The sequence below is a fragment of the Sinorhizobium kostiense genome, assembly GCF_017874595.1.
Classification (GTDB): domain Bacteria; phylum Pseudomonadota; class Alphaproteobacteria; order Rhizobiales; family Rhizobiaceae; genus Sinorhizobium; species Sinorhizobium kostiense.
On the sequence record NZ_JAGILA010000001.1, the window covers coordinates 252,084 to 264,553 of the forward strand.

Sequence of the window (12,470 nt, forward strand, 5' to 3'; positions counted from 1 at the left end):
GGTCAGCCCTCATCGAGCAGTTCGTTCGCACGGGCCATAATGGCGGCGCCGTCATGGCCGGCATCGTTGAGCTTGGCGATCCAGGCGTCATAGATCGGCGCCGCGGCCTCTCGCCAGGCTGCAATTTCCTCGGCCGGAATCTCGACGATCTGATTGCCCTGCTTCTCGACCACCGACTTGCCGGAGGCTTCGAATTCATCGAATTGCTTGCCGAGCCGATGCGACAAGGCCATGCCGGACGCCTTGTCGATGACGCCGCGCAGATCGTCCGAAAGGCTTTCGTATTTGGCCTGGTTCATGACCAGTGCAAAGGTATTGGCGTAGAGCCCGCGTGCCGCCGGCGCCGGCGCCGCGCTGTAAGAGGTCAGTTCCTGCAGCTTGAAAGCAGGGACGACCTCATAGGGCAGGCAACAACCGTCGATCACGCCGTTCGAGAGGCCCACCACCATTTCCGTCACCGGGAAGAAGACCACCTCCGCGCCGAGATTGGCCAGGAGGTCGCCGGTAGATTGGTTCGGCGCCCTGAGCTTCAGGCCCTTCAGATCGGCCTTGCTCCGCACCGGCGCGTTGCGGGTGTGCAGCTTGCCTCCATCATGGGTGTGGAAGGCCAGGACCTTCATGCCGCGGTATTCGTTCTGGCCGAACTCGTCCATGAGCTTGTGCATGGCCACCGAGGTTTTCTCGGCGTTGGTCACCATGAAGGGATTCGCCATGGTCTCGGCAACCGGAAACCGGCCGGGCGTATAGACCGGCAGCGTCCAGGCGATGTCGCAGATGCCCTGCCGCGTCTGGTCGGCAAGCTGCGGCGGCTTGCCGCCAAGCTGCATGGCCGGGAAGATCTGGACCTCGATCGCCCCGTTCGAGGCGGCGGTCAGTTCGGCGGCCCACGGCTCGAAGAACTTCGTCTGCATCGGGGCGACGCCCGGCAGGAAATGATGCAGCCGAAGGGTCACTTCGGCGGCATGCGCCCGCGTCAGGATTGCGGGCGCGGCCAGTGCCGCCCCGATCGAGGCTAAAATCGTCCGTCTCGTAAAGCTGGTCATCGATATTCCTCCCTCTATCTCGACCTTCCACTCTGTCTGTTGCGATCTACCGGAATTCCGGCTTCCGCTTTTCGAGGAAGGCCCGCAGGCCTTCCTGCGCATCCGCGCTGGTCTGCGACACGGCGGCCGCCAGGCTTTCGGTAAAGAGCCCGTCGCTACGCGACATGTCGGAGATCCGGCTGATCGCCTGGATCATCATGAAATTCGAAAGCTGGGCGTTCTCCGCGATCCTCTGCGCCAGTTCGCGGGCGAGCGTCATCGCCTCGCCCTCACCCACCACGTAATGGGTGAGGCCCAATGCCAATCCTTCCTCGGCGCCATATTTACGGCCGGTCAGCATCATCTCGCACATCCGGTCGGAGCCGAGAATGCGGCCGATGCGGACGCTGGCGCCGCCGCCGACATAGATGCCGCGCCGCCCCTCCGGCAGCTGGAAGACGGTGGAGGGCTCGGCAATCCGCACATGCGTCGAGGCGGCGAGCTCCAGTCCGCCGCCGATGACGGCGCCGAACATGGCCGAAACGACCGGCAGGCCCGAAAACTGAACGAGATCCATCACCCGGTGCCAGTTGCGCGAATGCCGCATCGTGCCCTCGGCGTCGCGGGCCACATGCTCGCTGAGATCTAGCCCCGAACAGAAGTGCCCCGCCGTGCCGGTCAGGATGACGACGCGGACCCCCTCAGGCGGCCTCGCAAGGAACGCGTCGATTGCATCGAGCAGCGAGTCGCACATTGCATTGCGCTTCTCGGGCCGGTTCATGGTCAGGATGGCGAGCGGGCCATCGATCTCTACGGTCAGGATCTGTGCCGCGTCTTTGGGTGTGACGTGCGCCTGTGACAAAGGCATCTCCTATTTGATCGGCATGCGCGCGGCCGCATCCAGGCGGATCACCGAGCCGTTCAGCATTGGATTTTCGACGATGCATTGCACTAGCCGGGCGAATTCGTTCGCGTCGCCCATCCTTGAAGGAAACGGCACCGCCTTGAGGATTTCAGCGCGGACATCGTCGGGCAGACCGGCGCTCATGGAAGTTTCGAAGAGCCCGGGGGCGATGGTCATGACCCGGATGCCGAAGCGCGCCAGCTCGCGGGAGGCCGGCAGCGTCATCGACGCCACTCCGCCTTTCGAGGCAGAATAGGCGGCCTGCCCAATCTGCCCGTCTTCATAGGCGATGGAGGCAGTATTGATGATTACACCCCTTGCACCATCGCCGTCCAGCGGCTCGGCCGCGGCAATTGCCCGCGCCGCAACGCTCATCACGGTGTAGGTGCCTAGCAGGTTGACCCGCAGCGTGCGCTCGAACGCACCGATGGTAAGGCTGCCGTCACGCGGCAGGATGCGGGCAGCCGTTCCGATGCCGGCGCAGGAGACGACGACGCGCGGCACGCCGAGCTTTTCCAAGAGTCGATCGAATGCCGCCTCCACCGCCGCCGCGTCGGACACATCGGCGCCAAGGGCCAATCCGCCGATATCGGCGGCAACTGCCGCTGCCGCTCCCTCGGTCAGATCGATGCAGGCGACTGTGGCGCCGAGGCTAGCAAGGTGCCGCGCAGTCGCCGCCCCCAGACCGCTGCCTGCTCCCGTCACTAAAGCCACGTGTCCTTTGATCATCGCATTTCCTCCCTCAGCAATTTGTTACGTCGAATTATTGTTATGTCAATGAACAATAATTCGCGCGAACAAACTGGGTGGCTTTGCCCTCAGAAGGGTAGGCCGACATAGTTCTCCGCCAGCGCCGTCGCCGCAGCGCGCGAATGGGTGAGATAGTCGAGCTCGGCCTCCTGGATCTTCTGGTCGAAATCGCTGGTGTCGGGGAAGCGGTGCATCATCGTCGTCATCCACCAGGAAAAGCGAACCGCTTTCCAGACGCGTGCCAAAGCCTTGGCCGAATAGGAGTCCAGACCGGCATTGGAGCGGTCCTGATAGTATTCGAGCAGGGCCTCGAACAGGTAGTGCACGTCGCTCGCCGCAAGGTTCAGCCCCTTGGCGCCCGTCGGCGGCACGATATGGGCGGCATCGCCGACAAGGAATAGCCGGTTGAACCGCATCGGCTCGGCGACAAAGGAGCGTAGCGGCGCGATGGACTTTTCGAAGGAAGGACCCGTCACCATGCGCTCGGCATGGTGAGCCGGCAGCCGGCGGCGCAGTTCGTCCCAGAAGCGTTGGTCGGTCCATTCATCGATCTGCTCATCGAGCGAGCATTGGATGTAATAGCGGCTGCGGCTCATTGATCGCATCGAACAGAGTGCAAAGCCGCGCGGGTGGTTGGCGTAGACCAGTTCGTGGCTCACCGGGGGCACGTCGGCGAGAATGCCGAGCCAGCCAAAGGGGTAGATCTTCTCGAAAGTGCGGATCGCCTTTTCCGGTATCGACTTGCGGCTCACCCCATGAAAGCCGTCGCATCCGGCAATGAAATCGCAGTCGATGCGGTGGGTGACGCCGTCCTTTTCATAAGTGACGTAGGGCGGAGCATGTCCTTCGAAGTCGCAAGGCGTCACGTTCGCCGCCTCGTAGATCGAGAGCGCTCCCGCTTTTTCGCGTTGGTCCATCAGGTCGTGCGTGAGCTCGGTCTGGCCATAGATCGTCACCCGCTTGCCGCCGGTCAGGCCGAAGAGGTCGATGCGGTGATCGCGGCCGTCGAAGGCGAGTGAGAAGCCGTCATGCGGCAGGCCTTCCGCATGCATGCGCGCGCCGGATTTCGCCTCGTCCATCAGCCGAACCGTGCCCTCCTCGAGCACGCCGGCCCGTACCCGGCCGAGAATGTAGTCCTTGCTCGCACGGTCGAGAACGACGTTGTCGATCCCCGCCCGGGTGAGCAATTGCCCGACCAGCAGGCCTGACGGCCCGGAGCCGATGACGGCGACCCGTGTACGCATGCTTTCCTCCCTTACCGGCCTGTCGGCCCGGTCGATGTCCTGCCGCCATCGGGGCCTGACACTTGTCAAATTCTGCGCATCGTCGGTACGCGCCTCAATGGACTTTTCCGCCAACAAATTGCACAAATCGAACATTGATCCCGAGAGAGTCCGATGAAGCGCCCCGTCCCGACCTATGAGCTCTATGGCGAAGAATCCGGAGAACGGCCGGAATTTTGGCTGCATTGCGAGACGATCCCGTCGCGCAGCAGCCTTCACCATTGGGAGATCGGACTGCACCGACACGAGAACTTCTTTCAGATCCTGTACATCGCTGGCGGCTCCGGCGATGCGACCTTCGGCGGCCGGTCAGAGGCGATCTTGCCGCCGGCGATCGTCACCGTCCCGGCGGGCGCCAGTCACGGCTTTCGTTTCTCTCGCGACGTGGACGGCTTCGTCTTCACGGTTCTCGCATCCCATCTGCCGGCTTCGGGCGGACGAAGCAGGCTGGGTGCATGGCTGGCCGCACCGCGCCTGACGCCGCTCGGTGATGGAGAAGACGGGCGATATATCGCCGACACATTGAAGCGTCTTGCGGCAGAATGGGAGGGGCGGCGCAGCCACCGCACTGTACTCCTCGACAGCTATCTGATGACCGTTTTGACCTTGACGGAGCGGCTTGCACAAGCGCCGCCGAACGAGAAGGGGCTGGGGGAAACCAATAATGAGCGGCGGATGGAGCTCTTTGACGCGCTCCTTCAGCAGCATTATCTCACGCACCATCCGGCCGCCTTCTATGCGCGAGAACTCAGCCTGTCGCCGACGCATCTCAACCGCATCACCCGAGCGATGACAGGAAAAAGCGTGCAGGAAATCATTGCCGCAAGGCTCCTCACCGCTGCGCAGCGCGAGCTTGTCTTTACCCGCGCAAGCGTGCAGGAAATCAGTTTCCGTCTGGGCTTTTCCGACCCGGCCTATTTCTCGCGCTTCTTCGTCCGCCACAACGGCATGACGCCGCGCGCTTGGCGCATCGCCGAGCGGCTGAGGCTTGGCGCGTGACCGCCACTTGGCGCATTGTGACTCTTTGAATCCGCGCATCGTGCTTTCCGAAAATCGGGTCCAACTTTCGAGCCGATGAGCTAGCGCATCCGGTCTTCCCAGTGGCGGCGGCAATAGGAGACGTATTTCTCGTTGCCACCGACATCGACCTGTGCGCCTTCGCGGACCACATTGCCCTCACCGTCCAGGCGCACGACCATCGTTGCCTTGCGGCCGCAGTGGCAGATGGTCCTGACTTCGCGCAACTCGTCGGCGATCGCGAGCAGCGCCATGGAACCTGGAAAAAGCTTGCCCTGGAAATCCGTCCTCAAGCCATAGGCCATCACGGGAATGGCGAGCCGGTCGGCGACGCGCGCGAGCTGCCAGACCTGATCCTCCCCGAGGAATTGCGCCTCATCGACGAAGACGCAGGCGATCTCGCCAGAACCGTCGCCGTTCATGCGCTCGACGAGAACGTAGAGATCATCGTCGCGGTGGAACGGGATCGCCTCCGACGTAAGCCCGATGCGCGAGGCGATGTGTCCAATACCCGCGCGATCGTCGAAAGCCGCGATCAGCATCGCGACGCGCATGCCGCGCTCGCGGTAATTGCAGGACGCCTGCAGCAGCAGCGTGCTCTTGCCCGCGTTCATCGTCGCGTAGCTGAAATAGAGTTTGGCCATCAGCCCCGTCTCTGGAATCGAATGTCGTTACATGACGAGGCCTGTAATCGATGGCCAGAGCAGGGACGAAGCACCCACAGATTTTTCGCAATGTCTCTAACCAACCGCCGTTCGCTTTTCGGATAGCTGCCGCGCGTCCTTTTTTACGGTCATTGCGACATTCCGCGTCGCTCCGTGCACCCCCTCCATGTATTGAGACAATACACTGCCTTTGGGCATCAAGGCCTTGAATTCGGGTCTCATTGGTGTTTGGCTAAACAAAAGAAATGGAAGCAGGGGAACGATTACAATGATAAGGAAGCTCTCTCTCAAACTCATGCTGGCGGGCGCCGTTTGCGTTGGTGCCCTGACCGCCGGAAACGCCGCGGCGGCGGATCCGGAAAGCTGCAGCCCCGTCCGCTTCTCCGATGTCGGTTGGACGGACATCACCGCAACGACGGCAACGACAACGACCATCCTGAAAGCACTCGGTTATGAGACGGATGTAAAGGTCCTCTCGGTCCCGGTTACCTACACGTCGCTGAAGAACAAGGACATCGACGTCTTCCTCGGTAACTGGATGCCGACGATGGAAGCCGACATCGCCCCCTATCGCGAGGACAAGTCGGTCGAGACCGTGCGCGAGAACCTCGAAGGCGCCAAATACACGCTTGCGACCAACGCCAAGGGCGCGGAACTCGGTATAAAGGATTTCAAGGACATTGCCGCGCAAAAAGATGCGCTTGACGGCAAGATCTACGGGATCGAGCCAGGCAATGACGGCAACCGCCTGATCATCGACATGGTCGAGAAGGACACCTTCGGACTCAAGGACTTCGAAGTGGTCGAATCTTCCGAACAGGGCATGCTGGCGCAAGTCGCCCGCGCCGAGAAAAGCGGCGAGCCGATCGTCTTCCTCGGATGGGAGCCGCATCCGATGAATGCAAACTTCAAGCTCACCTATCTTTCCGGCGGCGACGACATTTTTGGCCCGAACTTCGGCGGCGCCACCGTCTACACCAATGTCCGTGCCGGCTATATAGAGGAGTGCCCGAATGTCGGCGCCCTTCTCAAGAATCTCAAGTTTACGCTTGAGATGGAAAACCAGATCATGGGCAAGATCCTGGACGACGGGGAGGATCCGGAAAAGGCCGCCTCGGCGTGGCTGAAGGCCAACCCTCAGGCTCTCGAGCCCTGGCTTGCCGGGGTTACCACCAAGGACGGTGGCGATGGACTGGCCGCAGTCAAGGCCGAACTCGGCCTCTGATCGATCCACGGCACCCGTGCGTTCTCTGGACGCGCAGGGCTGAAGTGCCGCATGTTCCCATAACCGGAGACATGCGGCACGCTGGGCATCCCGCCATTCCACCGCTTCATGCGATCCTGTTCGACCCCTGACGAGAGGGATGCAATCCCGTGGAACTTCTGACTGACAATCCCATTCCGATCGGCGCCTGGGCCAAGGCCTTCGTCGACTGGCTGACAACCAATTTCGAGCTCTTCTTCGACCAGCTTGCAAACGTGCTGTCGGCGATCATCTCTGCCCTGCTCTATGTCCTCCAGACGCCGCACCCGCTCATCGTCATCGCCATCGTGACCGCGCTTGCCTGGTGGTTCCGCCGCTCGATCGGCATCGCGGCCTTTACCTGTCTTGGTCTGCTGCTGATTATCAACCTGGGCTATTGGGAGGAAACCACCGAGACGCTGGCGCTGGTGCTCGCTGCAACCTTCGTCAGCATGGCCGTGGGCATCCCGCTTGGCATCGCCGCAGCGCGGCGCGCCTGGATCTATGCCTTCATGCGCCCGATACTCGACCTGATGCAGACTATACCGACCTTCGTATACCTGATCCCGGCCTTGATCCTCTTCGGCCTCGGCATGGTACCGGGTTTGATCGCAACGGTGATCTTCGCCATTCCTGCGCCGATCCGGTTGACGCGTCTCGGCATCATCTCGACGCCGCCATCGCTGGTCGAGGCCGCCGAATCCTTCGGCGCCACGCCCTGGCAGGTGCTGCGCAAGGTGGAACTGCCCTTCGCCATGCCGCAGATCATGGCCGGGCTCACCCAGACGATCATGCTCTCGCTCTCCATGGTGGTGATCGCCGCGCTCGTGGGCGCAAACGGCCTCGGCGTGCCGGTGCTCAGGGCATTGAACACGGTCAACATCGCCCGGGGTTTCGAGTCCGGTCTCTGCATCGTCATCCTGGCAATCGTCCTCGACCGTCTGTTCCGCTCATCCGATGAAGGAGAAGGCGCATGACAGACGCCGTCGTTTTCAAGAATGTCGACATCATCTTCGGCAAGAATCCGCAGGCCGCACTCGAGATGGTGGACCAGGGCAAGAGCCGCGATGAGATCGGCGCCGCCACCGGTCTCGTTCTCGGCGTCGCGGGCGCCTCACTGTCGATCCATGAAGGCGAAATCCTCGTGCTGATGGGGCTGTCCGGTTCCGGAAAATCGACCCTGCTCAGGGCGGTCAACGGTCTTGCTCCGGTGGTCCGGGGGGAGGTCGAGGTCAAGACGGGGGGCGGGTCGCTCAACCCCTATCGCTGCAATGCCAAGGCCCTGCGCGACTTCCGCATGCACACCGTCTCCATGGTGTTCCAGCAATTCGCGCTTCTGCCCTGGCGGTCGGTAGCCGACAATGTCGGATTCGGCCTCGAACTTGCCGGCGTTCCTGATGCCGAGCGCAAGAAGCGCGTCGGCGAGCAGCTCGAACTCGTCAACCTCACCAAGTGGGCGGATCGCAAGGTGAACGAACTTTCGGGCGGCATGCAGCAACGTGTCGGCCTCGCCCGGGCCTTTGCGACCGGCGCTCCGATCCTGCTCATGGACGAGCCGTTCTCGGCGCTCGACCCGCTGATCCGCACGCGCCTCCAGGACGAGCTGCTCGAATTCCAGCGGCGGCTTAAGAAGACGATCGTTTTCGTCAGCCACGATCTCGACGAGGCCTTCCGCATCGGCAATCGCATCGCCATCATGGAAGGCGGGCGGATCATCCAGTGCGGCACCCCGCAAGAGATCGTGAAGAACCCGGCCAACCAGTACGTGGCTGACTTCGTCCAGCACATGAACCCGATTACCATGCTGACGGCGAAAGACGTGATGCAGACGGGCGTCGAGAGAGCAAATGCGAACGCTGGCGTGACGGCCACCGCCAAGCCGACGACGCCACTGATCGACATCCTCGATGCCATGTCGCGCCAGCCGGGCAGCATCGGTGTCGTCGACAATGGCGCGGTCGTCGGTACGATCGATGCCCAGAATATCGTCGAAGGGCTTACTCGCCATCGCAGCAGGGAATGACGCGGGCAAGCATCCGTCAAAAGGCCTGGAGCTGCCGCTCCGGGCCTTTTATTTTTGGTGGGGACAACCGGCGGCAAGGGAGGCCAGCCATGAGCGAGAAACCCAATGTTCTGCGCGAGACGGATGACGAGGCACGCAAGCTTGCCCGGATCCTGCTCCGATCGGCGAAAAGCGGCGCCCTTGGAGCGATCGAGCCCGGCAGCGGCGGCTTCCCCTTCGTCAGCCGCGTGCTGATCGGCATCGACATCGACGGAGCGGCGGTGATTCTCGTCTCGCGGCTTTCGACGCACACCCAGGCGCTGATTGCCGACAATCGCGCGTCGCTGTTGACGGGCGAACCGGGACGCGGCGATCCCTTGGCCCATCCGCGCCTCACCCTCCAGTGCGAGGCGAAACAGGTTCAGCGCGATTCGGCGGACCACGCCCGCATCCGAGAGCGCTTCTTGCGGCGCCATCCTAAGGCGAGCCTCTATGCCGATTTTGCGGATTTCAGCTTCTTCCGCCTTAAGCCGCTCCGCGCGAGCCTCAATGGCGGCTTCGGGCGCGCCTATGCGCTGACGGCCGAAGATTTTGCCATCTCCTCGCCAGCCGCGACGGCGCTTGTCGATATGGAAGCAAGCGCGATCGAGCACATGAATGCCGATCATCCCGACGCCGTGAAGCACTATGCAAAGGTCCATTGTCGGGCTCGCGACGGCGACTGGAAGATCGTCGGGATTGATTCGGCGGGGCTCGATCTTTCCGATGGCGAATCGCTGAAACGTGTGGAGTTCGAGAAATCCATTGAGGACACGGCCGAGTTGCGGCCGCTCTTGAAAAAACTTTACCGCTAAATGGCGTTTAGCTACCCCCATTTCTTGCAGTGGGTGGTTGCCCTTTTATGCATCACGTCTAATTATCGTGCTTCGTCAAAGATAACTACGTGTGATGTAATCTTCGCATGGAGCACGCGATGCAGCCTCTTTCGCCTGAAAAACATGGGGAAGCCGAAATAGCGGCCGGTTTCCTTTCTGCCATGGCAAATCCGAAACGCCTCCTCATCCTCGACTCGTTGGTCAAGGAAGAGATGGCGGTAGGCGCATTGGCCAACAAGGTCGGATTGAGCCAGTCGGCTCTTTCCCAACACCTTTCGAAGCTGCGAGCCCAGAATCTGGTCAGCACCCGTCGCGACGCACAGACGATCTACTATTCAAGTTCCTCCGACGCCGTCATGAAGATTTTGGGCGCACTTGCAGAGATCTACGGCGACGTCGCTGCGGTGGAAGAAAAGCCACTCATCCGCAAATTGGCGTAACCTCCCTAAACGCCACACCGCACGTAACCTCAGAAGCCCCGACGAGCAATCGCGGGGCTTATATTTTTGTGTGGGGCGCGAGCTTCGCTGAGAAATCCATGCCCAAGTCAAAGAATATTGGACACCCGCCCGTGCCGCCTTCCGGCCATCGCTGACCTTGGCGCGGTTTCGTGCTAAACGGTCGCGCTATGAATCACGCGGGTGAAATTCTCATCCTCACCGGACCGCCCGGGTCTGGAAAGACGACGACAGCGCAGGCGCTTGCCAGAGGATCTGGATCGTCGAAGGTCCATCTTCACTGCGATGATTTCTGGCATTTCATCAAGAACGGAGCCATCCCACCCTATCTGCCTGAAGCCCATGAACAAAACATCGTTGTCGTCGACGCCTTGACGAAGGTAGCCGCAGCCTATGCCGACGGCCGTTATTTTGTCATTGTGGACGGCATTGTCGGACCATGGTTCTTGGAACCATTCCGGAAACTCACGGCGCCGCTGCACTACGTCGTTCTACGTCCACCGCTCGATGTCGCCATCCGACGCTGCCAGGAGCGTGGTGGGGACACGCTGACCGACCCCGGTCCAATCGCGGCACTTCATCAACAGCTTTCATCGCTGGGCGCACTTGAGCGGCATGTCCTGCCAACCGATGGCCACACTCGGGAAGACACTCTGAGCGCGGTGATCGAGGCCGTGAACAGCGGATGTTTTCGCCTGCTGGCATAATAAATTCGCGATTTCAGACGACCCCAGGATCGATTTCCGCCACCGAAATCGCAAGATTGGGGGTGCGAGACGCGAGAACGCGCAGGCTTGACGCCTATGGGCCCGCTGATAGTTTGACCAATGGGTAAAAGAATCCGGCTGGCCAGCCGCTTGCTGCCGGCAATCAAGATCCGCCGAGGAGAACCGGACATGTCGAACCGCCTGAACACCACGCCGAACGACCTTAGCGCCTTCTGGATGCCGTTCACGGCCAACCGGCAGTTCAAGAAGGAACCGCGCCTCTTCGTCGGCGCCAAGGACATGTACTACACGACCCATGACGGGCGGACCGTGCTCGACGGGACGGCGGGCCTCTGGTGTGTCAATGCCGGACATTGTCGGCCGAAAATAACCGAGGCAATCCGCGAGCAGGCGGGTGAACTCGACTACGCGCCGGCCTTCCAGCTCGGCCACCCGAAAGCCTTCGAACTTGCCAACCGGCTCGTCGATATCGCGCCGGAAGGCCTGAACCATGTTCTCTATACCAATTCCGGCTCCGAATCGGTCGACACGGCGCTCAAGGTGGCGCTCGCCTATCACCGCGCCAAAGGCGACGGCTCCCGCTTCCGTCTGATCGGCCGCGAGCGCGGCTATCATGGCGTCAATTTCGGCGGCATTTCGGTCGGCGGCATCGTCGCCAACCGCAAGATGTTCGGGACGCTGCTGACCGGTGTCGATCATCTTCCCCACACGCACCTGCCCGGGAAGAACGCCTTTACCCGCGGCGAACCGGAGCACGGTGCGGACCTTGCAGGCGAGCTGGAGCGCATCATTGCACTCCACGACGCCTCGACGATCGCCGCGGTCATCGTCGAACCCGTCGCAGGCTCGACTGGCGTGCTTATCCCGCCCAAGGGCTATCTCCAGAAGCTGCGCGAGATCTGCACGAAGCACGGCATCCTGTTGATCTTCGACGAGGTCATCACTGGCTACGGTCGTCTCGGCACCCCCTTTGCCGCTCAATACTTCGACGTCAAGCCGGATATCATCACCACCGCCAAGGGGCTCACCAATGGCGTCATCCCGATGGGCGCGGTGTTTGTCACCTCGGAGATCCACGACGCCTTCATGACCGGGCCGGAGCACCTGATCGAGTTCTTCCACGGCTACACCTATTCCGGCAATCCGATTGCCTCGGCCGCGGCGCTCGGCACGCTCGACACCTACAAAGAAGAAGGATTGCTCACGCGCGCCGCCGAGCTGGCACCCTACTGGGAAGAGCAATTGCATTCCCTGAAGGACTGCCCGTACGTCATCGATATCCGCAATATCGGCCTGATCGGCGCGATCGAGCTCCAGCCGATTGCCGGAGAACCGACGAAGCGTGCCTTCTCCGCCTTCCTCAAAGCCTATGAGAAAGGCCTCCTCATCCGCACCACCGGCGACATCATCGCACTGTCGCCGCCGCTGATCATCGCGAAGCAAGAGATCGACGAGCTCTTCGACAAGCTGCGCGGCGTTCTGAAAGACAACATCTGATACCAACGACGTCCAGCGGATCGCCA

Annotated in this window: 13 protein-coding genes; 8 read left to right on the forward strand and 5 right to left on the reverse strand. The window is 61.6% G+C overall.

Annotation, left to right across the window (positions count from 1 at the left end; translation table 11 throughout):
• Positions 1-2 precede the first annotated feature (2 nt).
• From J2Z31_RS01105 to pobA, 4 genes are all read right to left on the reverse strand, one after another.
• Positions 3-1,043 carry a TRAP transporter substrate-binding protein gene (locus J2Z31_RS01105; protein WP_209600033.1) on the reverse strand — a complete coding sequence of 347 codons (1,041 nt, stop codon included), beginning with the start codon at positions 1,041-1,043 and terminating at the stop codon, positions 3-5.
• Positions 1,044-1,089: 46 nt separating this feature from the next.
• The gene (locus tag J2Z31_RS01110) at positions 1,090-1,884 is read right to left on the reverse strand and encodes a crotonase/enoyl-CoA hydratase family protein (protein ID WP_268828409.1); all 795 of its coding nucleotides are present in this window, start codon (positions 1,882-1,884) and stop codon (positions 1,090-1,092) included.
• Positions 1,885-1,893: 9 nt separating this feature from the next.
• Positions 1,894-2,655 (reverse strand): SDR family NAD(P)-dependent oxidoreductase, encoded by a 762-nt coding sequence (locus J2Z31_RS01115; protein WP_209600035.1) that lies wholly within the window; start codon positions 2,653-2,655, stop codon positions 1,894-1,896.
• Positions 2,656-2,744: 89 nt separating this feature from the next.
• The gene (gene pobA / locus J2Z31_RS01120; RefSeq protein ID WP_209600036.1) at positions 2,745-3,920 is read right to left on the reverse strand and encodes a 4-hydroxybenzoate 3-monooxygenase; all 1,176 of its coding nucleotides are present in this window, start codon (positions 3,918-3,920) and stop codon (positions 2,745-2,747) included.
• Between the two features lie 153 nt (positions 3,921-4,073).
• Here pobA and J2Z31_RS01125 point away from each other — a divergent pair, with 153 nt between their 5' ends.
• Complete coding sequence (locus J2Z31_RS01125; RefSeq protein WP_209600037.1) at positions 4,074-4,958, forward strand: helix-turn-helix domain-containing protein; 885 nt, start codon at positions 4,074-4,076, stop codon at positions 4,956-4,958.
• Positions 4,959-5,038: 80 nt separating this feature from the next.
• Here the strand turns inward: J2Z31_RS01125 and J2Z31_RS01130 are convergent, their stop codons facing one another.
• Positions 5,039-5,620: a thymidine kinase gene (locus J2Z31_RS01130; protein ID WP_209600038.1), complete on the reverse strand. Its 582-nt coding sequence runs from the start codon at positions 5,618-5,620 to the stop codon at positions 5,039-5,041.
• Between the two features lie 289 nt (positions 5,621-5,909).
• Here J2Z31_RS01130 and J2Z31_RS01135 point away from each other — a divergent pair, with 289 nt between their 5' ends.
• From J2Z31_RS01135 to J2Z31_RS01165, 7 genes are all read left to right on the forward strand, one after another.
• Entirely contained in the window at positions 5,910-6,866 is a 957-nt protein-coding gene (locus J2Z31_RS01135; RefSeq protein WP_209600039.1) for a choline ABC transporter substrate-binding protein, read from the forward strand.
• Positions 6,867-7,015: 149 nt separating this feature from the next.
• Positions 7,016-7,861: a choline ABC transporter permease subunit gene (gene choW / locus J2Z31_RS01140; protein WP_209600040.1), complete on the forward strand. Its 846-nt coding sequence runs from the start codon at positions 7,016-7,018 to the stop codon at positions 7,859-7,861.
• Complete coding sequence (gene choV / locus J2Z31_RS01145; RefSeq protein ID WP_209600041.1) at positions 7,858-8,907, forward strand: choline ABC transporter ATP-binding protein; 1,050 nt, start codon at positions 7,858-7,860, stop codon at positions 8,905-8,907. The genes choW and choV overlap by 4 nt, the downstream gene beginning before the upstream one ends.
• Before the next feature lie 89 nt (positions 8,908-8,996).
• Positions 8,997-9,740, forward strand: coding sequence for a HugZ family pyridoxamine 5'-phosphate oxidase (locus J2Z31_RS01150; protein WP_209600042.1), 744 nt, complete (start codon positions 8,997-8,999; stop codon positions 9,738-9,740).
• A 119-nt stretch (positions 9,741-9,859) separates the two neighbouring features.
• On the forward strand, positions 9,860-10,201 hold the full coding sequence (locus J2Z31_RS01155) for an ArsR/SmtB family transcription factor (RefSeq protein ID WP_209601032.1): 342 nt from the start codon (positions 9,860-9,862) through the stop codon (positions 10,199-10,201).
• Positions 10,202-10,389: 188 nt separating this feature from the next.
• Positions 10,390-10,926: an ATP-binding protein gene (locus tag J2Z31_RS01160; protein WP_209600043.1), complete on the forward strand. Its 537-nt coding sequence runs from the start codon at positions 10,390-10,392 to the stop codon at positions 10,924-10,926.
• Between the two features lie 189 nt (positions 10,927-11,115).
• The gene (locus J2Z31_RS01165) at positions 11,116-12,444 is read left to right on the forward strand and encodes an aspartate aminotransferase family protein (protein ID WP_209600044.1); all 1,329 of its coding nucleotides are present in this window, start codon (positions 11,116-11,118) and stop codon (positions 12,442-12,444) included.
• The last annotated feature ends 26 nt before the right edge of the window (positions 12,445-12,470 follow it).